The sequence below is a fragment of the Kineosporia sp. NBRC 101731 genome, assembly GCF_030269305.1.
Taxonomy (GTDB): Bacteria; Actinomycetota; Actinomycetes; order Actinomycetales; family Kineosporiaceae; genus Kineosporia.
Window position 1 is genome coordinate 114,542 of the sequence record NZ_BSTC01000010.1, and the last position, 22,701, is coordinate 137,242.

A 22,701-nucleotide genomic window follows, 5' to 3' on the forward strand; every position below is an offset into this window, starting at 1 on the left:
AACCGCTTACGGACGCGGGAGTCCAGCGTAAGAACCGTGTCGTCCGGCACCGGGCCCGGCGGGCCCGGGGTCCGCACCTCTACGCCGGGCCGCGGGCCTTCTCGACGTAGGGCCGGATCGCCTCCGGCACCAGGTCGTCGGCGCCCCAGCCGGCCAGCACCTCGGCCAGGGTGGGCGCCTGCTGGATCCGGGTGTCCTCGGCCATGAGCAGCAGGGCCGCCGGAACCGGGGCGTCGCGTTCCAGCACCGAGCGCAGGCAGGCTCTCACCTCGTCCTCACTGCCGGTGCACTCGAACGGCTTGGTGCCGTGCAGCCCGGCCATCCGCTCGTAGAGCCCGGACAGCGAACGGTCTTCGAGCAGGTCCCCGCCGAGTTTGGCGACCGCCAGGTCGTGCCCGAACAACACCGAGGTGGCGAGGAAGACCCAGGCGCACTTGGCGCAGGCCCGGCACCAGCCCGTGCTCTTCGCCTGGTTACAGCTGGCGGTACGCAGGTAGGCATCGACGTCGTCGGTCAGCAGCGAGACGATCTGCAGTTCGAGCAGAGGACGCAGCGGGCTGGCGTAGGGGGGAGCCGCCGGCACCCAGCGGTGCCGGTAGTCGGCGAGGTTCGCCTCGAACTCGTACGTCTTCGTCCACTGATGATTGACGGGACGGCCGCGGTAGGCGCTGATGTTCGGCTCGTCGTCGCTGCGGGAGTTGCCGGCCAGCACCAGGCTGTTGCCGCGCAGGTAGCCGGCCAGCATCGCCGCGAACGCCAGGTAGGCCGAGTACGGCGTGTGGCCGTTGGGGTGGCCCTGGGCGTTGAGCCGCAGCAGGTCGGGCAGGATCCGGCGCTCGAGGGTGATCACGCGACCGGGCCGTAGCGTTCCGGTCAGCGCGAGCTGGCCGGGTGTGGGGTTGTAGAGGAAGACGTCGATCGGCATGGCGTGCCGGGTGGTGAGGGCCAGGGCGAGGGAGTCCTTGCCGCCGGAGAACATGACGAGGGCGGGGGCCGCGGGCGCCTCGACGGCCCGGGCGCGAGGGGCGGGGTCGTCCGGCCCGGTGGCCCGCAGCGTCAGGAAGTCTGGTGCGGTGAAGTCGATGTCGTTGCGGTAGAAGAACTCGCCCAGGGCCGGGGCCCAGAAATCGTTCCACCAGGTGAGTCGGCTGCCGCTGCCCGGAATGACGAGTTCCGGGCTGCAGAACGCCTTCCAGTAGGAGAAGGCCTCGACCACGGCGAGGGCCCGGAGGAGTTCGCGGGCCGGATCCTCGTTCGCCCGGGTCAGTTCGTGCGCCTCCAGACCGCTGAGCGTGATCGAGGGCTCGAAGGTGTGCTGTCCTACCGTGAACCGGAATCGGACGACGAGTCGCCCGTCGTCGATGACGCAGACCGGTTCGGCCACCGTGAAGGTGGGGTGTGCGGTGCGTAGGGACCGCAGGAGGCTGGGGTCCACCGGGGTGCTCACGACGTCGTCCGTTCCCTTGTTCACGAGTACAGTCGCTCGAGATCGATGAGAAGAACCTGGTCGTCCGTGGTGGCGACGGCCCTGAGTTCTTCGGTGAACCCGGCGCCACCGTACAGGGCGAGCACGGTGTTCTCGGTGTGGTAGCTCTTGTTCTGCAGCAGGTCCCGCGCTCTTCTCAGACGCCTGAGGTGATCGAGCCCGATCACCTCTCCCCATTTCACCTCACCCAGGGAGACGACCTGCCGGGGGCCGTTCGACTGCTGGGCCGAGAACGCGACCACATCGATCTCGATCTGTGTCCGGTTCGCCGGGTCGTTGATGATGCCGGAACCGACCTCGGAGGGTTGCTCGCCGAAGAGATCGGCGCCTGCGTCCAGCGCGAACGACCGGCACAGGGACTCCAGGTGAGGGCCCACGACCTGGGTGAGAAAGGTCTGCCGGGTCGTGGCCCAGACCTGTTCCGCCCGGTGGATCTCCAGTTCGGCCCAGCGTTTGCGCATGATCGCCTCGTAGAACGTGATCAGCGGTTCCACGATCCGGTAGTGGGACCGGCCGGGCCGGAACAGGTCCGGCTCCCGGGCGATCAGGGCGCAGTCCTCGAGAACATTGAGAGGGTGGGAGATCTGGTCGGACCGGCGCCCGATGAAATTCGCGATTCCCCCGTTCGTGGTGTTCCCGGCGGCGATCGCCGCCAGCACCGAGTGGTACAGCGCGGGGTCACGGATGGCGGACTCCTCGGCCAGCAGGTACCGCGCCTCCCGGAACAGGGGCGTCTGCGGGTTCAGCGCAGTGCGTACCACCCACGGGTCGAAGTCCTCGATGCTCGAAGGAGCATCTCCCCGGGTGAATTCATAGCGGTAGGCGGGGGTACCGCCGACAACCGCGTGCACCAGCACCGCGAGCCGGGGATCGGTGATGCCCCAGAACCGGGCTGCTTTGCGATACTGGAACGGCTGAACCACGAGCTCGAGACTGGCCCGCCCGCGCAGTGGCGCCTGACCGGCCAGCAGATTTCCCATGACCGACATCGCCGACCCGCACAGCACCAGACGGACCGGGCTCGTGCGGCCGCTGCCCCCGGGGCCGAGCTCACGTTGAATGATGGACGGCAGCGCCGGTGATGTCTTGGACAGGAAAGGGAATTCGTCGATGGCGATGAAGGCCGGCCGGTCCCACGAACTGCGGAACAGGTGTGCGATCGCCTCGTTCCAGTCCCGCGGGGGCGCGCCGATGAACTCTCCGGTGTGGCGGGAGAGCGTCTCGGCGAAGAGGCGGAGCGATTCGGTCTCGGTGGCCTCGGTGGCGGCGAAATACATGCCCCCGGCCGTCTCGGCCATGGCCTGGAGCAGGAAGCTCTTTCCCTGCCGGCGCCGGCCACTGACGATTCCCAGTGCGGCGCCGCCCTGGGTCGCCTCCGGGGGAGTGCCGGCGAAGGCGGCCAGGCCGTCCCACTCGCGGGACCGACCGAAGATGCGTGAGGGTTTTTCCACGGTGCGATCTCCCGGGGAGGTTCGGGTCACAGAAGTGTACTTCACGGAAGTATACTTCTGTCATGCCGGACACTCTGCGAACTGGTCCCTGGAAGCGGGGCGGGACGGCGTCCTCCAGCAGGCAAAACAAAGGTGCGGCCCGGGAGCGAACCCGGACCGCACCTGACGACCGGAGGATCAGGACGACAGGCCCGACACCGGGGAGAACTCGCCGGCCATGCTGACGGCGGCCTCCTCGCGCTCTTCCTGCGCGGGCACCGGGCGGTGGCCCCGCACGCCGAACAGGCCGATGAGCGCGACGATCGCGAAGGCGATGGCGCCCATGGTGAAGATGACCACGTAGGCACCCTCGGAGGGGAGCCCGGTCCGGTCGTCGGCCATGGCCGTGAGCAGGCTGACGATCAGGGCGCTGGCCACGGCGCTGCCGACCGACCGCATGATCGAGTTCACGCTGTTGGCCACGCCGGTCTCGGCGGGGGAGACGCTCTGCACGAGCAGGGCGGGCAGGGTGGCGAAGCCGAAGGTGACGGCGAGCTGGGTGAAGATGCCGAACACGATCATGTGCCAGGACTGGTCGTGGAACAGGGCCATGCCGGCGAAGCCGATCAGGCCGAAGAGCGCGCCGGTGGCCAGGGCCCGGCCACCGCCGACCCTGTGCACGTACTTGCCGATGAACGGGGCGGCGATCACGCCGGCGATACCACCGGGCAGCAGGTACAGGGCGCTGGCCCGCAGCACGCTGGCACCGAAGCCGTAGCCGGTGACCTGGCTCGGGGTCTCGACGAAGTCGGTGATGCCGAGGAACGCGCCGAACAGGCCGAACCCGACGAGCAGACCGGCCAGGTTGGTCATCGCGACGCCCCGGTTGGCCAGGAGTTTGGGGCTGGCGAGCGGCTGGGCGATGCGACCCTCGATGACGAGCCAGAGGCCGAGCACCACGACGGCGGCGACGAACAGGCCGATGGTCAGGGGCGAACCCCAGCCCCAGCGCTCACCCTGCGAGATCGGCAGGAGCAGCAGCACCAGGCCGGCGCCGAGGATGAAACCACCGATCCAGTCGACCGAGGTGTGGTGACCGTCGGGCGCCCGGCGGGGGAGCGCGAAGAAGCCGATGACGAGGGCGACCAGGGTGACGACGAGGCCGAACCAGAACGGGCGGTGGTAGCTCGCGTCGCCCTGCGTGAGCAGGCCGGTGGCCAGCAGGCCGACCACGCCGCCGACGCCCAGGGTGGCGCTGACCAGGGCCATCGACGAGGTGAGCTTCTGCGGCGGGACCTCTTCGCGCAGCACGCCCATGGAGAGCGGGAACAGGCCGTACGAGGTGCCCTGGAGCACGCGGGCCAGGATCAGGAGGGGCAGCGAGCTGGTGAACAGCGCCAGCAGGATGCCGATGAGCACGGTGACGAGGATGCCGAGCATCACCGGGCGGCGGCCGTACACGTCGCCCATGCGCCCGAGGACCGGGGTGGCCACGGCGGCGGCCAGCAGGTTGGCGGTGAGCACCCAGGCGACGGCGGTGAGGTCGGCGTCGAGCTGCTCGGCGATACGGGAGAGGACGGGGACGACGAGGGTCTGCAGCAGCGACAGCGTCATCACCGCCGTGGCCAGGCCGACGACCAGGAGGCCCGTCTTCTGCTGCCCGTTCTCGGACTGGGATGTGGGACTCGACGAGTCGACCGCGACCATGAAGCTTGTACTCCGCCTTCTCTTGCTGAGGGTGTGAAGCGCACACGTCGTCGCTGACGTGGGGAGGTACCCGGGGATGATGACCGTTCGTTGCGGACGGCAACTAACTCACGGGTGCAGCGTAGAGGAGGGGTATCCGTATTCCCCTCCGAAGATCTGCCGACCGGGTGACGCCCGCCACCCCCACCGGCCCACGGGCCCGCTTGCTGCGGATATGGGAAGGGATGGGGCGCGAGCGTGCTTCCGCCGGGCCCTGCGTCGGCTGTCGGGACCGCAACCTGTCGGTGGTACCCAATAGAGTCTGTGATCGTCCTTCAGGAGCACCGGGCAAGAGGTGGAAGAACGTGACAGTTTCCGTCGAACAGCGCATCGCCGACGAGCTGCAGGTGCAGCTGTGGCAGGTGGTCGCCGCGATCGGGCTCCTCGACGACGGTGCGACCGTGCCGTTCGTCGCCCGGTACCGGAAAGAGGTCACCGGCACCCTCGACGACGCGCAGCTGCGCACGCTGCAGGAGCGCCTGGCGTACCTGCGGGAGCTGGAGAAGCGGCGCGAGGCGATCCTGGAGTCCATCGGGTCCCAGGGAAAGCTGACCCCCGAGCTCGAGGCCCAGGTGCGTGAGGCGGAGACCAAGTCCCGCCTCGAGGACATCTACATGCCGTACAAGACCAAGCGCCGCACCAAGGCCCAGATCGCGCGCGAGGCCGGACTGGCGCCGCTGGCCTCCGGGTTGCTGGCCGACCCCTCGCAGGACCCGAAAGACGTCGCGGCCCAGTACGTCGACGCCGAGAAGGGCGTGGCCGACGTGAGCGCGGCGCTCGAGGGCGCGCGGTCGATCCTGGTCGAGACCTTCAGCGAAGACGCCGACCTGATCGGCACCCTGCGCGAACGCATGTGGAACAAGGGCCGGCTGGCCGCCACCGTGCGCGAGGGCAAGGAGGCGGCGGGCGCCAAGTACTCCGACTACTTCGCCCTCACCGAGGCCTACACCAAGCTGCCCTCCCACCGGGTGCTGGCGATGTTCCGCGGTGAGAAGGAGGAGATCCTCGACCTCAACTTCGAGCCCGACGACGAGGCCCCGCCCGCCCCCGGCGAGTTCGGCGCCTCCGAGCGGTTCATCGCGCACCGGTTCGGCATCACCAACCAGGGCCGCCCCGGCGACAAGTTCCTCACCGACGCCGTGCGCTGGGCCTGGCGCACCCGGATCTCGGTGCACCTCGGCCTCGACGTGCGCTCGCAGCTGCGCACGGCCGCCGAGGAGGAGGCCATCCGCGTCTTCGCCGCCAACCTGCGCGACCTGCTGCTCGCGGCCCCGGCCGGCAACCGCGCCACGATGGGCCTCGACCCGGGCATCCGCACCGGCGTCAAGGTGGCGATCGTCGACGGTACCGGCAAGGTCGTCGCCCACAGCACGATCTACCCGCACGAGCCGCGCCGCCGCTGGGCCGAGTCGCTCGACGAGCTCGAGAAGCTCGCCCGTGCGCACCACGTCGACCTGATCGCGATCGGCAACGGCACGGCCTCCCGTGAGACCGACAAGCTGGCCGCCGAGCTCATCGCCCGCGCGAGCGATCTGAACATGACGAAGGTCGTGGTCTCCGAGGCCGGTGCCTCGGTCTACTCGGCCTCCGCCTACGCCTCGGCCGAGCTGCCCGATCTCGACGTGAGCATCCGCGGTGCCGTCTCCATCGCCCGCCGCCTGCAGGACCCGCTGGCCGAGCTGGTGAAGATCGACCCGAAGTCCATCGGCGTCGGTCAGTACCAGCACGACCTGCCCGAGTCCTCACTCGCCCGCTCGCTCGACGGCGTGGTGGAGTTCTGTGTGAACGCGGTCGGCGTCGACGTGAACACCGCCTCGGCCCCGCTGCTGCGTCAGGTCTCCGGCATCGGAGAGACCCTGGCCGCGAACATCGTGTCCCACCGCGACGCGAACGGCCCCTTCACGAGCCGCAAATCGCTGCGCAACGTGCCTTTGCTGGGGGCCAAGGCCTTCGAGCAGTCGGCGGGCTTCCTGCGCATCCAGGGAGGCGACGACCCGCTCGACGCCTCCGGTGTGCACCCCGAGGCTTACCCGCTGGTGCGGCGCATCCTGACCAAGGCCGAGGTCGACCTGCCGAAGCTGATCGGCAACACGGCGCTCATCCGCTCGCTGAAGCCGGGCGAGTTCGCCGACGACACGTTCGGTCTTCCCACCGTCGAAGACATCCTGGCCGAGCTGGACAAGCCCGGCCGCGACCCGCGACCGGCGTTCAAGGCCGCGGTCTTCGCCGACGGCGTGAATACCGTCACCGACCTGCGGCCGGCCATGGTGCTCGAGGGCGTCGTCACCAATGTCGCCGCGTTCGGTGCCTTCGTCGACGTCGGCGTGCACCAGGACGGCCTCGTCCACGTCAGCGCCATGTCGAACAAGTTCGTGTCCGACCCGCGCGAGGTCGTGAAGCCCGGTGACGTGGTCAAGGTGAAGGTCATGGAGGTGGACGTCGACCGCAAGCGCATCTCCCTCAGCCTGCGGCTCGACGACGAGATCGGTGCCCCCGCCGGTGGTGGCCGGGGCGCTCGCGGCGGTGGTAACGGTGACCGGGGACAGCGTTCCGGTGGCGGTCAGGGCCGGGGTGGCCAGGGTGGTCAAGGTGGCCAGCCCGGTCAGGGTGGTCGTGGCGGCCAGGGCAGTCAGGGTGGACGCGGTGGTCAGGGCGGCCCGGGTGGACGCGGTGGTCAGGCTGGTCAGGGCAGCCGTGGCGGTCAGGGCGGTCAGGGTGGCCAGAACGGTGGACGTGGTGGTCAGGGCGGCGGGCGCAGTGGCGCTTCGGTGCCGGACACCGCGCTCGCGGATGCGCTGCGTCGCGCCGGGCTGCTGAACACGTAGGTTCCGGACCAGGAGAACCCTTACCAGCGGGTGGGTTTCGCGCGGATCACCGTGCGGCACCCACCCGCTGCCGGTCGGTGCCGGTTCCCTCTGGCCGGAACGGGCGAGAGGCGCCCGGTACTGCCGGATCAGGCGCGGGCGGCGGCGAGCAAGGATCTCACCTGGGTGAGGAGCTGCTCGGCGGTCAGGTCGAAGGGCTCGAGGGTGCGCTCGGCGCGGGCCAGGACCACGGCGCCCTCACTGGCGGCGATGAGGAGGGTGGCGAAGCCCGCAGCGCTGTCGGCGGGCAGCCCACCGTGCTCGAGCAGCTGAGCCAGTCGGGTGCGCCAGCTCCGGAACACCGAAGCGGCCTCGTCAAGAAGGGTTTTCGTATCCACGGCGGCGACGGTCACGGCGAGCACGGCGCAGCCGGTGGTGCAGTCGGAGCGGGACAGCAGCAACCGCCAGCTGTGCAGGAACCGCTCGGTGACCACGTCGGCGGCGTCACCGTCCCACCGGTCGAGCCATTCCCGGGTGCGCTGACCGGCCAGGCCGAGCGCCTCGGAGACCACCTGTTCCTTACCGCGGGGGAAGGAGTGGTACATCGATCCGCGGGCGGCCTTCGAGGCGCTGAGGATCTCGGTGAGCGACGTGGCCTGCAGGCCACGTCGGGCGAGGAGCGCGGCCGTGCCCTCGACGATGCGGTCACGGGCGCTAGCCCGATGCGCCGGTGATGTCCCGGTCCGGGGAGCCGGGACCGAGACTTCCAGGGTGCTGACCGAGATCGCGTCCGAAGTCGTTGTTCTCGCCACCATTACGTCATGCAATCACAACCGGCCCGGACAGGACCCGAAACGCGCCAGCGGTCCGGCCGTCTGATCCTCGGTGGTGGGCACTCAGGGTGGGGGCAACTGCCGGGCCTGGGCGCTCACGGCCGTCCCATCGGTGAGAGTGATGCGTAGATGGGCGAAATGGCCCTCCACGAGCAATTCTCCGAGCCGGTGCCCGGCCCGGCCGGCGGCGGCCAGGTCGGCGGTCGCGGTACCGGGCAGCGACGCCGCGGCCCGGGTGACGCGTTCCGGGTCGGCGGGCAGCGGAACGGTACGGGTACTGCCGGGCACCTGGGCCCAGGGGCCGCCGAGGCCGACGGTGAGGGCGGGGACCGCTCCCCGGCGATGTGCGGTCATCGTCAGGGGTAGGCCCGGGCGGGCCCGGGCCTCAATGAGGAGAGCCGCGTCGCAACGGCTTTCGGCGTCCAGGGCATCCGCTTCGCGGAGCAGGCCGGCGACCCGGCGGCTGACCCGGTCGCCGCTGGTGAGGCTGGTCAGGCCGGTCGGCTCGGGGTCGGTCGCAGGGCCGGGGGAGGACAGGCGCAGGGTCACCGGGAAGCCGATCTGGGCGGCGGCCAGTGCCACGGCCGTGGCGACGGCCGCGGGGTCGGAACCGCTCGGGGGGACCGGCACGACGGCGTGCCGGAGGACATCGATCCCGGCGGTGTCGAGCACGGCCTTCATGCTGTGCTCGGCTGGGAAGGGATGGCGGCTCCCGGGGCGGGTCCGGGCCGGGGTGGTGGGGGCCGCTGTCCGGGCCACCTCGGCGATCTGGGCGAACGCGGCAATCCGGTCGAGACGGGTTGCGTCCGGCGGTGGTTGGCGCAGCTGGGCCAGGGCGGCCAGGGCGGCGGGCAGACCGGAGACCGCCCCGGCCGGTTCCTGCCCGGGCATCGCGGCGACGACCAGCACGTCGATGTCACCGTTGAGGCGCAGTGGTGGGACGTCCGGTTCGTCGTGCACGTAGACCACCGTGCCCACACCGGGATCCGCGGCCACCGCGGCGGCGACGGCGTCCAGGGTGTCGGCGTGCAGCTGGGTGGTGTGGTGCAGCGGGTTGGACGGCGTCATCGTTCTCGGGAGGTGGCTGCGGAGCTTGAGCCGGGTGGTGGCCTGGAGCGCGGCCAGCTCGATCCCGGCGCCGGCGGCCAGGTCCTCGGCCAGTGCCGCATCGCTCGTGCAGGTGGTGATGACGGCAACGGGTTTTCGTGATCGTCGCCCCTGGGCCAGGGCCCGCGTGGTTTCGATCAGCTGGTGCACGTCGGCGCACGGCACCGCCCCGGCCTCGTGCAGCAGCGCGTCGAGCACCTCGGAGTCACCGGTGCGGCGGCCCGTGCGCAACACCGCGAGGCGCACCCCGGCGTCGGCGCACACGGCGAGGGCGGAGGCCAGACGGGCGCCGGGCGGGACCTGCTCCAGGTACAGCGCGATCGCCCGGACCCCGTCGGTGGTCGCCAGAACCGTCAGGGCGAGCGCGGCGTCGACGACGGCGCCGTTGCCCAGGGAGACCACGGTGTGCAGGCCGGTGCCGCCGCGGTGGGCCAGCGCCCGCCGTCCGACGGCGCTGCTCTCGGTGATCAGCGCGATGCCGGTGTCGGGCTCGGCCGGGCCGGGCAGCGTCACCGGGTCGCGCCAGAGGCAGGCCCGGGCGCGACTGCTGACCAGGCCCCCGGTGTCCGGGCCGAGCGTCGGCAACCCGTACCGGCCGGCCGCGGCGACCAGACGCTGTTCGGCGGGCAGGTCACCGGCCTCGGCGAACCCACCGGCGAAGACCACCGCCCCACCGCAGCCCAGCCGCCCGGCCTCGGTCAGGTAGTCGGGCACGGTGGCGGCGGTGGTGGCCACGACGACGGCGTCGGCCGGTGCGCCGATCAGGTCGAGTGCACCCGACAGGTCGGGCCGGCAGGCGACGCCGAGCACGTCCGCCTGCCGCGGGTGCACTCCCGCCAGGGGCCCGGTGAATCCGGAACGCCGCAGGTTGAGCAGGGTCTGGGCGGCGTAGGAGCCGGCCCGGTCGGTGGCCCCGACCACCACGACCGACCGGGGCGCCAGCAGGCGTCGCAGATCCGGGCCGGGCGACGAGGGGAAGGGTCGCGGCTCCCCGGCCTCAGTTACCACGCAGGCAAGTATTCGCGGTTCGGGTGCCGTTCGGGTGGTTTTCCCTCGATCTACCGTGATCCACAGTGATCACGGTGGAACCAGGGGTCACCGCACCGGTGCGGTGAGAGCCGGCGCGACCTCGGGGCACCCGGCGGGCTGGGTCTGCTCGGCCCGCCGGGCCAGGAGTTCGGCGCCCACGGCGAGCAGAGCCATGGCGATCACCACGAGACCGAACACCGTGGTCGTGGGCCGTAGCCCGAACTGCGGCACGGCCAGCCCGGCCAGTACCGCGGCGCCCCCGAACGCGCCGTAGCTCGGGACGAAGACGGCCGACAGCAGCTCGGCGCGCTCGTGCGGAAGGACCAGCTGGGCCACGGAACCCAGGGCCCCGACGAATCCCGCGCCGAAGCCCAGGCCGGTGACGACCAGTCCGACGAAGAACAGCGGGAGAGAGGTGATGTCGACCGCCACGAGCACCACGGCCATGCCGGCGGCGAGCACCAGGGAGGCCCACAGCATCGTGGTGCGGGCCGGCCGGCTGCGCACCACGAAGGCGGCGACCGAGCCCGAGCCGGCCATGGCCGTCACCACGATGCCGCCGATGACGTGGTTGTTCACGCCGAAGACGCCCACGGCCAGCGACCCGCCGAGCGAGAGGATCAGCCCTCCGATCGACCAGGTCGCGACCAGGACCGGAACGGCGTTGCGGAACGCGCGCCGGGCGCCGCGCGGGACGGATGCGGTGGGGCGCAGGCTGGCCAGGGCACCGGGCCGCGGCTCGGTGAGGCGGGGCAGCACCACGGCGCAGGCCACCAGCAGCACGGCCAGGAGCACGGTGAGCACCTCGAACACCAACGTCGTCGGTCGTGGGGCGAACTGCACCAGCACACCGGAGAGCAGAGCACCCGCGGCCAGGCCGAAGGTGGGCGAGGCGACGTTGAGACCGGAGGCCAGGGCCGGTCGTTCCGGCGGGGCCAGGTCGCTGATCGTGGCACCGAGCGCGCCCAGCCCGACGCCGGTGGCCAGTCCCTGCAGGGCCCGGCCGATGATCAGCTCGGTCACGCCGTCCGCGACCAGGAAGACCACCAGGGAGACGATCTCCAGGGCGACGGCCGTGACGATCACCGGTCGGCGGCCGACGAAGTCGGACAGGCCGCCGACCACGAGCAGCGTCAGGAGCAGCACGACGGCATACACCGCGAACACCAGCGTCAGCATCGGCGCCCCGAAATGCCACTGCTGCTGGTAGACGACGTAGAGCGGTGACGGCGCGCTGGCCGCCGCGAGGAATACCACCGAGGTCAGCGCGACGAGCCAGAAGCCGGCCGCCCGACGGGACTGCGTGATCATCCGGGCCCCCAGAAGGTTCGAACAGAATGGAACTGTGGCAGCCTAGGCCTAGGTTCCGAAATTGTCGAACTATCTGCCGGGCGGGTTTAGGGTGAGCGCATGAGCACGTACGAGCATCCCGAGGTCGCGGATCTCAGCCTTCCCGCGGTGCTGTTCGCCCTGAGCGACCCGGTGCGACTGGAGATCGTCGGGCAGCTCGCGCTCTGGCGCGAGGGGGAGATGCCCCTGGTGTGCGCGTCGGTCGGCCCGCAGATGCCGAAGTCCACCCGGTCGCACCATCTCAAGGTGCTGCGCGAGGCCGGGGTGACGCGTTCGGTGCAGAGTGGGCGCGAGCGCCAGTTGTCACTGCGCCGGGCGGATCTGGACGAGCGCTGGCCCGGACTGCTGGACGCCGTGCTGCCGGGGCGGACGGTGCTTGCTCCCTCGGCCCGGAACCCGACGGCCGGGCCCACGGAAGTGGACCCGGCCGACGCGTGATGTGCGTCTTCAGTGACCGGAGGACGGCGTGACCACAGCGGCCGCACCACCACCGCGCCGGGTGGGCTCGGCCGCCGCGACCAGGTGCTTTCCGCCGAGGAACCGGATGCCGGTGGCGGCGCCGATCTCAGGGTTGGCCTTGAGCTGATGGCCCAGCGTGGTCAGTCCCACGCCCAGCGCGGTGCCGGTGATGCCCGGTTCGGCCTCGGACGTGGCCCCGTTGCGCGACGACAGGCGGGGCGCGGCGATCGCGTCGACCAGGGACAGGTTCCGGTCCAGGTTCCCGAGCGCGACCTGGAGCACCGTGGTGATGATCGTGGCGCCGCCGGGTGAGCCGAGGGCCAGATAGGGCTCACCGTTCTTCGTCATGATCGTGGGGGACATCGACGATCGGGGACGTTTGCCCGGACCCGGCAGGTTCGGGTCGGGGACGCCCGCGCTGAGGGGGACGAAGTTGAAGTCGGTGAGCTCGTTGTTCAGCAGGAAGCCGTAGCCGGGCACGGTGATGCCGGAACCCCCGGTCTGCTCGATGGTCAGGGTGTACGCCGCGACGTTGCCCCAGCGGTCGGCGACGGTGAGGTGCGTGGTGCCGTGGTCGTCGCGGGCGGCCGGCTGGGCCACCGTGGTCGTGGTGCAGTCGCCGTACCGGCCGTCTGGCGTGCCGAACGGGATCGGCCGGGCCGCAGCCTTTTCCGGGTCGAACAGCTGGCAGGCCCGCTCGGCGGCGAAGTCTTGCGAGACCAGCTGCGCCGTCGGCGTGCCGACCCGGTCGCCGACGTAGCGGTTGCGGTCGGCGAACGCCGTGGCACTGGCCTCGGCCAGGCGGTGCAGGTACTGGGTCTGCGACAGCTTGCCCAGCGGCCCGCCCGGGTACTCCTCGAGCAGGTTCAGGGCCTCGGCCACCGCGATACCACCGGACGAGGGGGTGGGCATGCCGTACACGGTGAGGTCTTCGTAGCGGCTCTGCACCGGCCGCTTCACCAGGGCCCGGTAGGAACGTAGGTCTTGCGTCGTGATCTGGCCCGGGTACACGGTGGAACCGTCGGTGGTCGGCGGGGCGCTCGCGGTGGCCACCACGGCGTCGGCGATGTCGCCGCGGTAGACGGCCCGCACGCCCTGCCGGCGCAGCACTGCGTAGGTCTTGGCCAGGTCGGGGTTGGTGAACACGGTGCCGACCTCGGGGGCCTGGCCGCCGGGCAGGAAGAGCTGGGCGGTGGCCGGGAACTTCGCGAAACGTGCGGCATTGGCCGCGGTCTGGTCGTGGAACGTCTGGTCGACCACGAAGCCCTGCTCGGCCAGGCGCTGGGCCGGGGCGAGGGTCTGGCTCAGCTTCCAGGTGCCGAACTTCTGCGACGCCTTCTCCCACAGCGCGGGGGTACCCGGAACTCCTACCGAAAGGCCGGAACTCACCACGGTCGCGAAGTCGAGGGCGGTGCCGTCGGCCTTCTGGAGGGTGGTGGGGGTGAAGGTCTTCGGAGCGCTCTCGCGGCCGTCGATCGTGCTGACCCGCTTCTTCTTCGCGTCGTAGTAGACGAGGAACCCGCCCCCGCCGACGCCCGAGGAGTAGGGCTCGGTGACGCCCAGGGCCGCGGCGGTGGCCACGGCGGCGTCGGCCGCGTTGCCGCCCTGGCGCAGCACCTCCAGCCCGATCGCCGTGGCGTCGGCGTCGACACTGGTGACGGCGCCACCGGAACCGCTGGCGCTCGGCTGTTTCGGGGTGGGGGCCTCACGGGTGGACGCGGTGGCCGGGCCGGCGGCGACGGCGACAGTGGTCAGGGGCGCGCAGACCACGAGGGCGCCCAGTGCGGCCAGGCCTCGTCGGCGGACTCTCGTCCTGGCCGGCCCGGTCGGGCCGGTCAGACTGGTCGGACTGGTCAGGCTGGTCGGGAACACGATCGGGGGCCGGCTCGACATCGATTCTCCCTGGCAGGCGGCTCGGTGGCGGTACGCGGAATGCCGGCATGCTATCCGGGTCCGGACCACTCCCGGCAACCTTCGGTAACGCCACGGAAGCATGGGGTTAACGGTGGCGGGTGGCGTTGTCGATCCGGCGCCGCCCGCCACCGGCCCTCAGACCGGTACCGCCTCGGCGAGTTCTTCCGCGTCCGGCACCCGCTGTTTCTGTACGAGGGCCAGTCCCGCGTTGGCCGCGGCGAACGCGGCCGCCACCAGGATGCCCCGGTGGAAGGCGTCGACCAGGGCGGTCTGCGGATCGGCGCCCTCGGCCAGACGGCTGTTGGCCAGCGACGTGGACAGGGTGTTCACGACGGCCAGTCCGAGCACCCCGCCGATCTGGTAGCCGGCCGACACCAGCCCGGAGGCCGCGCCGGCGTCGCTGTGATCCACCTCGGACACCGCCGAGATCTGCCCCGGCACGCCGACCCACATGATCCCGAAGCCGAAGAGCGTGAATCCGGGAAGTAGTTCGGCCGCGTAGCTGCCGTCGGCGCCCGCCGTGGTGAGAAGCAGGAGCCCGGCCACGCTCATCACCGCACCTGCGAGGTGCACCGGCCGGGTGCCGATCCGGGTGACGAGGGCGGAGGCCAGGGTGGCCCCGACGATCGCGGCGAGGCCCATGGGCAGGAACTGCACGCCGGTCTCGACGGCCGAGCGGCCCCGCACCTGCTGCAGGAAGATGGCAGCCAGGAAGAACATCGACAGGAACGCGGCGCCGTTCAGGCCCAGCTGCACCGACGACAGGCTGAGCGAGCGGGAGCGGAACATCCGCAGCGGCACCAGCGGGGCGGTGGAACGGCTCTCGGCCCCGACGAACCCGGCCAGCAGCACGACCGCCGCGATCAGGGAACCGAACACCTCGGGGTCGCTCCAGCCGAGCGGTTCGGCGCGGATGACGCCGTAGGTCAGGGCCAGGGTGCCGGTGGTGGCGAGCAGGGCACCGGGAAGGTCGAAGGTGCGCCCGCCCGAGGCGTTCTGGACCCGGCTCTCGCGCACGATCAGCGGCGTGATCACGATGAGGGCGACGGCCACGGGCACGTTCACGAAGAAGACCCAGCGCCAGCTGGCGTCGTCCACCAGGAAACCGCCCGCCACCACACCGAGCGTTCCGCCCAGCCCGGCCAGACCGCCCCAGATGCCGAGGGCGATGTTGCGGTCGCGCCCCGCCGCGAAGGTGACGGTGAGAATGGAAAGGGCTCCGGGGGAGAGCATCGCGCCGCCCAGGCCCTGAACTGCCCGGAGGGCGATCAGCATGTTCGGGGACTGCGCGAAACCTCCGGCCAGCGACGCCAGGCCGAACACGACCAGGCCCGCGACGAACAGCCGACGCCGGCCCAGCAGGTCACCGGCGCGTCCGCCGAGCAACAGGAACCCGCCGAAAACCAGGGTGTAGGCGCTGATCACCCACTGCAAGCTGTCGGTGCTGAAACCGAGATCGGTCTGCATGTCGGGCAGTGCGACATTCACGATCGTGACGTCGAGCACGACCATGAACTGGGCCAGCGCCAGCACGGCCAGTGTCGACCAGGGACTACGCCTCATGGCGAAACCTTCCGAAAGGAGAACTGTACGACGTACATGTACAGCGTAAAGGAGTGCTCGCGCAAGCCCGCCCTGTACGGGGTACAGTTGGTCTCGTGGCTGGTAAGAGGAGTGTCAAAGAGCGCCTGAGCAGGGACGTCATCGTCGCGTCGGCGCTGGTCCTGGCCGATTCCGAAGGGCTGGATGCGGTCACCATCCGGCGCTTGGCAACCGACCACGGCGTCACCCCGATGGCCCTCTACTGGCACTTCAAGGACAAGGACCTGCTGCTCGACGGCCTGGCCGAGCGGGTGCTCGACGAGGTGGAGATCCCGGTCTACCCGGCCGGCGAGCTACCCGCGTGGCACGTGCGCATCCGCGACGTCTGCCGGGCGATCCTCCGGTCGCTGCAACAGCATCCCGAGGTCGCCGACCTGGTGCACAAGCGGTTCATGGGCTGCACGGCCGGGCTCGACCTGGCCGAGATGTTCTTCGCCGCACTGCGCGAGGCCGGTTTCGACGAGCAGCGGATGGGCGAGATCGGCATCCAGGCGCTGCACAACATGGTGGTACTGGTGACGATGGAGCCGGGCGAACGCGCGCCGAAGGCGTCGGAGGAGGAAGTGCACCGGCGCACCCGGGAGAAGCGGATCGTGCTGGAGAGCCTGGCGCCGGAGCGGTACCCGAACATCGTCGCCTGCGCGCCGATCCTGGTCAGCAAGTCGGTGGAAGACCACTACCTGAACCTCGGCGTGGAGCTCATGGTCGAGGGGATCCGGGCGGTGCAGGCGAAGCTCTAGGAAGGCTCGAGAGTGTGCCAGCGCTCGGCCGCCTGAAAGCCCATCGACTCGTACAGCGGTTGCCCGGCGGTACTGCTCTGCAGGCAGGCCACGGTGAAGTCCTGCGAGAGAGCGGCTTCGGTCAGCGCCCGGCCGACGCCCCGCCCGCGCGCCGACGGCCGCACCGCGACGTTGAACACGCAGAGCGCGCCGTCTTTCAGCGTGCTCAGCGCGGTGCCGACCGCACCCTCGGCGGTGCGGGCCAGATAGCCGCGGAACCCGGGCAGGCCGAGCACGGGGCCGCTCATCACCTCGCCGAAGATCCCGGCGGGAGCCCCGAAACCCCGGGTGAGGACGTCGGTGTACTCCTCCCAGCGCTCCGGCCCGACGGTCTCGACCGTCTCGACCGTCGGGGAGGTCAGAGAGGTTCGGCGGCGGACGAGATCCTCGGGTCGGCAGGTCATGAACTGAGGACGCGCGTGCTGGTCGAGTCCGAGACCGGCGGCCAGGTGGATGATGTCGTTCGAGGGCTCGGACCGGAACTCCATGCCCCACGGCACGCCGTAGGCCGGCATCGCGGCGGCAGCGCTCGCCACGTCGGCCGGGTCCGGGTCGGGCGTCATCACCATGACGTAGTTCAGGGACGAGGTGGCCGCGCCGGACACCAGAACGGTCGCGTCGCCGTGCCGCTCGAGGGCCCCGCCGGGTGTGTTCGAGCACAGTTCGACCATCGCCCAGGCGAAACCCTCGACCGCGGCGTCGATCACCGGGCCAAGACCTCCGGCAGCGGTTCGGAGTGCACCACCGTGAGCCCGGTGACGGCCCGGGTCAGCACCACGTAGAGCCGCCGCAGCCCGGTGCGCTCGTCCGGTTCCTCGGCGGCGATCGTCGTGGGCTCCAGCACGATCACCCAGTCGTACTCCAGGCCCTTGGCGGTGGTGGCGGGCACCACGCTGACCCGCAGGCTCAGGGGGTCGGGGGCATCACAGGCGCCGTCCAGCTCGGCTCCGTGCGGCCCGAGCACGGAATGCTCGATCCCGGCGTCCCGCAGCTGCGCGGCGACCGCGAGCACCTGCGAGTCCGGCACGATCAGCCCGATCGACCCCAGCTCGGCCAGGGCCTCCCGCACGGACGTCTCCACGAGCGTCCACCGTTCCCCCTCGTCCTGCGCCGGGAGGATCCGCAGGCTGCCCGGCGAGTCACGCACCGAGGTCGGGGCGTTCAGGCCGGGGGCGATCGAGGGCAGCAGCCGGGCCGCGTAACGGATCACGGCGTCGGGTACGCGGAAACCCCGGTCCAGTTCGTCGATCACGGCGCCGACCTGGCCCAGGTGCTCCAGCGTGACCTCCCACGACGGGGTGGCCCAGGGGGTGGTGCCCTGCGCGATGTCGCCCAGCACGGTCATCGAGCCGGTCGAGCACCGCCGCCCGACCGCGCGCAGCTGCATCGGGGAGAGGTCCTGGGCCTCGTCCAGCACCACGTGACCCATGCTGGGCGAACGCCGGGTGAGGTCGGTCATCTCGTCGATCAGGACCGCGTCGGCCTGGCTCCACTTCGCTGAACCAACCGTGCGCGAAGGCTTTTCCCAGATCAGCAATTTCTGCTCGGCGTCTGTGAGAATGCCCTCGGCGTGCCGGGCCAGCACCTGTGGGTCGGAGAGCAGTGAGAACAGCAGCTTCTTCGGGTCGACCGCGGGCCAGACCGTGTCGGCGTACTTCTTCACCTCGCGACTGCGGGCCACCGCGTCCTGCACCCGGTCGTCGGGCGAGTCGCCGGCCTCTTCCATCATCAGCAGCACGGCGTGCGAAATACGCTGCGGCAGCATGTCCTTGGCCGCCGCGTAGCGCACCCCGCGGTTCTTCAGCTCCTCGACGATCTCGGCGATCTGATAGCCGGGCACGCGGTACTTGCGGGCGCCGCGAGGAAGGACGAGAGCGTCGACCGGCTTCGTGACCCCGGCCCAGACCGCGCGGCGCAGCACCTCGGCCATCCGGGCATCGCCCTTCAGGCCGGTCACCGCCGGGGTGTCGGACCCCTTCACGGTGAGCAGGACCTCGGCCCCGCCCGGCGACGTCACCACCAGTTGCTCGACCGTGGCGTGCCGCACCTGCGCCTCGCCCAGGCTCGGCAGCACCGCGTTGACGTGCTCCAGGAACGACTCGTTGGGACCGACCACGAGCACGCCCGAGCGGGCCAGACGGTCGCGGAAGGCGTAGAGCAGCCAGGCCGCGCGGTGCAGGCCGACCGCGGTCTTCCCGGTGCCGGGCGCCCCCTGGATGCAGACCGAGGTGTCGATGTCGGCCCGCACGATGACGTCCTGCTCGGGCTGGATTGTCGCGACGATGTCGCGCATCGGCCCGGCGCGTGGGCGCTCGATCTCGTGCGCCAGGATCTGGCTCTTCTTCTCCGGCTCCCCCTCGGAGGCGGTGTCGGTGAGCACCTCGTCCTCGTACGCGGTGATGGTGCCCTGCTCGATGCCGAACCGGCGGCGTTTCTGCACACTCATCCGGTCGTTGCGGCTGGCCTGGTAGAAGGCCTTGGCCACCTCGGCCCGCCAGTCGATGACGACCGGGTCGCCCTTCGGGTCGGCGACGTGCCGGCGCCCGACGTACCAGCGGTTGCCGTTGTCGTGGTCGGTGCGGCCGAAGAACAACGTGGTGCCCGGGTCATCCCGCAGAGCCTGCGCACGGTGGTACAGGGCGGCGCTCAGGTACTGGGCCGACACCTCGTTCCCACCCTGAACGTCCAGCGAAAGCACCTGCTGACGCATCATTTCGAGGTCGGCGCGGGCCCGGGCCAGGTAGTCCTGCTCCGAACCGAGGACATCATCAAGGGCGGCAGACACGAGGGGGCACCTTACTCGCCCTTTTCCAGCAGGTCGAACGAATTACCGTCGGACCGGATGCTTCGTTCTCTTCGTGGGCACGGCGCGCGCCGGGTCGTCGGGCCACGGGTGCTTCGGGTACCGGCCCCGCATCTCCGACCGCACCGACGGATAAGCGTTCTGCCAGAACGATTCCAGGTCGCCGGTGACGGCCAGCGCCCGGCCCGCCGGGGAGAGCAGGTGCAGCACGACGGGCACCCGGCCACCGGCGATCCGCGGTGCGGCCGCCCAGCCGAACACCTCCTGCAGTTTCACCGCGAGCACCGGGTCGGCGGGGTCGGTCAGGTCGTCGGAGTAGGCGAGGGCGATGCTCGAGGAACTGGGGACGACGATGCGCTCGGGTGCCAGTTCGTCGAGTTGGGCCCTCTCCCGATGGTCGAGCAGGTTGCGCAGGGCCTGGACCAGGTCGACGCGCTGCAGGTCGGAGCGCTTGCGGGCGGTGAGGAGCCATTCCTGCGCGCGCTCCAGCAGGGCCGCGTCGGACACGTCGGGCCAGTCGAGGGCCCGGTGCAGCAGGGCCAGCCGCGCCCGCAGACGAAGGGCGGCGGGGGTCCACCGCAGCAGCCCCAGACCCTCCTTCTCCATCCCCGCGCGCAGCGCCTCCTGCACCAGGGGCGTCGCCGGGTTCTTCAGCGGACGTTCGCTGAGCACGATCGCCCCGAGCCGGTCGCGCTGCCGGGCGACGACGTCACCGCCCGACCAGACCACCTCGTCCACTGTTCGCAGCATCTCGCCCCCGGCCTCGAGCGCCGTGGTCTCGTCGATCGCCGCCGCCAGGCGCACCCGGGCGGCCTGCGCCCCGGCCTGGCGCTGCGCCACGGCGACCGCGAGCCAGGAGATGCCGGTGAGTCCGGAACCGGGGGAGAGCTCGGCCCCGGTGCCCCCGGACATCAGGTAGCCGCCCGTGCGGCGCAGCCGGGCAATGCGCTCGGGAAAGGCCAGCCCGGTGACGAGCCCGGCGGCCAGGTCGTCGCGGGGAGCGTCGGCAGGATCACGGACAAGGCTGTCGGGGATCGCCGACCGCAGCCGTCGCACCTCGTCCCGCCAGCGCGCGGCCAGCGGATCGCCCCTACCGGCGGTGCGCAGCCGCCGCCAGGCCGCCGCGAGATCGTCCGTGCCCCCACCCAGTGAGTCGTCGGCGAGCAGGGCCACGATCTCGGACGAACGCCGCGCACCCACCAGCGCGGCCCCGTCGAGCAAGGCCCTCGCCAGCCGCGGATGCACCCCGGCCGCGGTCAGCCGGGCACCCCGGGTGGTCACCCGGCCGTCGTCGGAGACCGCCCCCAGCGCCTGCAGGGTCTGCCGGGCGACGGCCATCGCCGAGGCCGGGGGCTGCGACGGCAGGGGCAGCGTGGCCGGGTCGGGCGAGCCCCAGACCGCGAGCGACAACGCGAACCCGGTCAGGTCGGCCACGTCCACCTCGGGCACGGGATGCGCGGGCAGTCGGTCGTGCTCGGCCTGCGACCAGCAGCGGTACACCACGCCCGGGGCCTCGCGCCCGGCCCGGCCCGCCCGCTGGTGCGCCGACGAGCGGGACACCCGCACGGTGGCCAGCCCGCTCAGCCCGCGCGACAGGTCGGTGCGCGGCACCCGGGCCAGGCCCGCGTCCACCACGCACCGCACGCCGGGCACGGTCAGGCTGCTCTCGGCCACCGAGGTCGAGAGCACCACGCGCCGCCGGCCGCGACCACCGGTGAGCACCGCGTCCTGGTCGCGCCCGCTCAGACGACCGTGCAGGCGCAGCACCTCGGCCCCGAGCGACCCGGCCGACCCGAGCGACCCGGCCGACCCGGCCGACCCGACCGACCCGACCGAGGAGAGCCGCCGCGCCACCCCCTCGATCTCGCCGGCCCCGGGCAGGAACACCAGCACGTCACCGGTGGTCTCACCCAGCGCCCGCCGCACGACCACCGCCACGTGGTCGAGCAACCGCGGATCCACCCGCAGCCCGTGGGGCGGGTCGACCGGGCCCGTCGGCGGGCACCAGACCGGATCGACGGAGAACAGCGGGGCATCCGCCCCGATCACCGGGGCATCCCCGAGAAGTGCTGCCATCCGGTCGCTGTCGGCGGTCGCGGAGGCAGCCAGCAGCCACAGGTCGGGGCGCAGCGCCGAGCGCACCTCGGCCGTGAACGCCAGCGCCAGATCGGTGTCCAGATGCCGTTCGTGGCACTCGTCGAGCAGGACCACGCCGGTGCCGGGCAGTTCGGCGTCGGCGAGCAGCCGCCGCACCAGCAGACCGGTCGTGACCACCTCGACCCGGGTGCGCCGGCTCACCCGCCGGTCACCCCGCACGGAGTACCCGACCGATTCGCCGACCTCCTCACCCAGCAGCCACGCCATCCGCCGCGCGGCGGCCCGGGCCGCGACCCGTCGCGGCTCCGCGACCACGACCCGCCCTTCGACCGAGTCGGCCAGGGCGAGCGGCACGAGCGTCGTCTTACCGGTACCGGGCGGCGAGACGAGCACACCCGCACCCGATCCGGTCAGGGCGGCCAGCAGCGTGGGGATCGTCGAGCTGATCGGCAGCGGGTTCCCGAGCGCCCGCTCGGCGGTGGCCAGGAGTGTCACGGACGCGGGCCCTTCAGCGACCGGCCGGGCCGCACGGGAACAGGGATCAGCATGGCCCCATCCTCTCAGCCCGCCCGGCCGGGATCAGCGGAGCTCAGCGGATGAGGATCTGGTCCAGGTCGGGCGCCGGGTCGTTCTGGTTGAAGAACCGGATCACGTTGTCGCCCTTCACCAGATCGATCTTCGTGCTGAACCGGGCCGGCGTGTCCCAGCTCTGCGCGCCCTTCACGCTGAAAGTCCGCACCGGGTCGGAATTCACCATGATGTCGAGCTCGCGTTCCTCGGGGTCGCAGGCGCAGGTGTAGATCACCGTCAGGGTGCGCCGGCCGCCCACCCGCAGGTTCTTCAGGCGCACGATCACGTAGTGCCCCTGCCCCAGGTACTGCACCCGTTTTCCCGAGGCGCAGGTCGGGCAGTCGATCACCGCGATGCCCGAGGTCTCGTTCGCCTTCGCCCAGGGATTGATGGTCAGGGCCTGGAACGTGGGCTTCGGGCGGGGTTTCGTGGTGGTGGGACGAGGGGACGCCGTGGTCGGCGCGGCGGTCGGGGTGACCATCGCGGTGGTGGTGGGAACCACGGTGGGCGTCATCGAGGGGGACGCCGAGGGTGACACCGTCGCCGACCCGCTCGGGAGAGCAACCTCGTCCTTCATCGGCTCTTTCGCCGGCAGCACCCGGGGCACCGCGAACGACGAGGCGGCCACCAGGAGCGACAGCAGCCCGATGCCCCACCAGTGGGTCGAGACCGGTCGTGCGCGGGATGCCATC

The 22,701-nt window shown here is 71.4% G+C and carries 15 protein-coding genes; 3 read left to right on the forward strand and 12 right to left on the reverse strand.

All coding sequences use genetic code 11. From position 1 onward, the window contains the following. Window positions 1–79: 79 nt before the first annotated feature. The 3 genes from QSK05_RS24925 to QSK05_RS24935 form a co-directional block, all read right to left on the reverse strand. Window positions 80–1,471 carry a MurL-like N-terminal domain-containing gene (locus QSK05_RS24925; protein ID WP_285599742.1) on the reverse strand — a complete coding sequence of 464 codons (1,392 nt, stop codon included), beginning with the start codon at window positions 1,469–1,471 and terminating at the stop codon, window positions 80–82. Beyond that, complete coding sequence (locus QSK05_RS24930) at window positions 1,468–2,937, reverse strand: AAA family ATPase (RefSeq protein WP_285599743.1); 1,470 nt, start codon at window positions 2,935–2,937, stop codon at window positions 1,468–1,470. The genes QSK05_RS24925 and QSK05_RS24930 overlap by 4 nt, the downstream gene beginning before the upstream one ends. A 177-nt stretch (window positions 2,938–3,114) precedes the next feature. After that, on the reverse strand, window positions 3,115–4,623 hold the full coding sequence (locus QSK05_RS24935; protein WP_285599744.1) for an MFS transporter: 1,509 nt from the start codon (window positions 4,621–4,623) through the stop codon (window positions 3,115–3,117). A gap of 344 nt (window positions 4,624–4,967) precedes the next feature. Between QSK05_RS24935 and QSK05_RS24940 the strand changes: the two genes are divergently transcribed. After that, on the forward strand, window positions 4,968–7,487 hold the full coding sequence (locus tag QSK05_RS24940) for a Tex family protein (protein WP_285599745.1): 2,520 nt from the start codon (window positions 4,968–4,970) through the stop codon (window positions 7,485–7,487). Between the two features lie 128 nt (window positions 7,488–7,615). Here the strand turns inward: QSK05_RS24940 and QSK05_RS24945 are convergent, their stop codons facing one another. The 3 genes from QSK05_RS24945 to QSK05_RS24955 all read right to left on the reverse strand — a co-directional run bounded on the left by QSK05_RS24945 (window position 7,616) and on the right by QSK05_RS24955 (window position 11,746). Beyond that, complete coding sequence (locus tag QSK05_RS24945) at window positions 7,616–8,281, reverse strand: TetR/AcrR family transcriptional regulator (RefSeq protein ID WP_285599746.1); 666 nt, start codon at window positions 8,279–8,281, stop codon at window positions 7,616–7,618. A gap of 81 nt (window positions 8,282–8,362) precedes the next feature. Next, the gene (locus QSK05_RS24950; protein ID WP_285599747.1) at window positions 8,363–10,414 is read right to left on the reverse strand and encodes a CoA-binding protein; all 2,052 of its coding nucleotides are present in this window, start codon (window positions 10,412–10,414) and stop codon (window positions 8,363–8,365) included. An 87-nt stretch (window positions 10,415–10,501) separates the two neighbouring features. Beyond that, complete coding sequence (locus QSK05_RS24955; protein ID WP_285599748.1) at window positions 10,502–11,746, reverse strand: MFS transporter; 1,245 nt, start codon at window positions 11,744–11,746, stop codon at window positions 10,502–10,504. A 99-nt stretch (window positions 11,747–11,845) separates the two neighbouring features. Here QSK05_RS24955 and QSK05_RS24960 point away from each other — a divergent pair, with 99 nt between their 5' ends. Next, the gene (locus QSK05_RS24960; protein WP_285599749.1) at window positions 11,846–12,223 is read left to right on the forward strand and encodes an ArsR/SmtB family transcription factor; all 378 of its coding nucleotides are present in this window, start codon (window positions 11,846–11,848) and stop codon (window positions 12,221–12,223) included. A gap of 9 nt (window positions 12,224–12,232) precedes the next feature. On the opposite strand, the gene ggt is transcribed toward QSK05_RS24960, so the two are convergent. Together ggt and QSK05_RS24970 are read right to left on the reverse strand one after the other, a co-directional pair. Beyond that, window positions 12,233–14,137 (reverse strand): gamma-glutamyltransferase, encoded by a 1,905-nt coding sequence (gene ggt / locus QSK05_RS24965; protein ID WP_285599750.1) that lies wholly within the window; start codon window positions 14,135–14,137, stop codon window positions 12,233–12,235. Window positions 14,138–14,293: 156 nt separating this feature from the next. Further along, entirely contained in the window at window positions 14,294–15,721 is a 1,428-nt protein-coding gene (locus QSK05_RS24970; protein WP_285599751.1) for an MFS transporter, read from the reverse strand. A 95-nt stretch (window positions 15,722–15,816) separates the two neighbouring features. On the opposite strand from QSK05_RS24970, the gene QSK05_RS24975 reads away from it, so the two are divergent. After that, window positions 15,817–16,500: a TetR/AcrR family transcriptional regulator gene (locus QSK05_RS24975; protein ID WP_285599752.1), complete on the forward strand. Its 684-nt coding sequence runs from the start codon at window positions 15,817–15,819 to the stop codon at window positions 16,498–16,500. Here the strand turns inward: QSK05_RS24975 and QSK05_RS24980 are convergent. From QSK05_RS24980 to QSK05_RS24995, 4 genes are all read right to left on the reverse strand, one after another. Continuing rightward, the gene (locus QSK05_RS24980) at window positions 16,497–17,246 is read right to left on the reverse strand and encodes a GNAT family N-acetyltransferase (RefSeq protein WP_285599753.1); all 750 of its coding nucleotides are present in this window, start codon (window positions 17,244–17,246) and stop codon (window positions 16,497–16,499) included. The two genes, QSK05_RS24975 and QSK05_RS24980, sit on opposite strands and share 4 nt — an antisense overlap. Further along, window positions 17,243–19,324: a HelD family protein gene (locus QSK05_RS24985; protein ID WP_285599754.1), complete on the reverse strand. Its 2,082-nt coding sequence runs from the start codon at window positions 19,322–19,324 to the stop codon at window positions 17,243–17,245. Before QSK05_RS24985 ends, QSK05_RS24980 begins: the two co-directional genes overlap by 4 nt. A gap of 42 nt (window positions 19,325–19,366) precedes the next feature. Beyond that, window positions 19,367–21,934: an ATP-dependent helicase HrpB gene (gene hrpB / locus QSK05_RS24990; RefSeq protein WP_285599755.1), complete on the reverse strand. Its 2,568-nt coding sequence runs from the start codon at window positions 21,932–21,934 to the stop codon at window positions 19,367–19,369. 94 nt (window positions 21,935–22,028) lie between these two features. Then, on the reverse strand, window positions 22,029–22,700 hold the full coding sequence (locus QSK05_RS24995) for a carbohydrate-binding protein (RefSeq protein ID WP_285599756.1): 672 nt from the start codon (window positions 22,698–22,700) through the stop codon (window positions 22,029–22,031). Window position 22,701: the final 1 nt, after the last annotated feature.

Coding starts and splice junctions, on each gene's coding strand:
- QSK05_RS24935 (WP_285599744.1), bottom strand. CDS start 4,623: ATGGTCGCGGTCGACTCGTCGAGTCCCACATCCCAGTCCGAGAACGGG.
- QSK05_RS24945 (WP_285599746.1), bottom strand. CDS start 8,281: ATGGTGGCGAGAACAACGACTTCGGACGCGATCTCGGTCAGCACCCTG.
- QSK05_RS24955 (WP_285599748.1), bottom strand. CDS start 11,746: ATGATCACGCAGTCCCGTCGGGCGGCCGGCTTCTGGCTCGTCGCGCTG.
- QSK05_RS24960 (WP_285599749.1), top strand. CDS start 11,846: ATGAGCACGTACGAGCATCCCGAGGTCGCGGATCTCAGCCTTCCCGCG.
- ggt (WP_285599750.1), bottom strand. CDS start 14,137: ATGTCGAGCCGGCCCCCGATCGTGTTCCCGACCAGCCTGACCAGTCCG.
- QSK05_RS24970 (WP_285599751.1), bottom strand. CDS start 15,721: ATGAGGCGTAGTCCCTGGTCGACACTGGCCGTGCTGGCGCTGGCCCAG.
- QSK05_RS24995 (WP_285599756.1), bottom strand. CDS start 22,700: ATGGCATCCCGCGCACGACCGGTCTCGACCCACTGGTGGGGCATCGGG.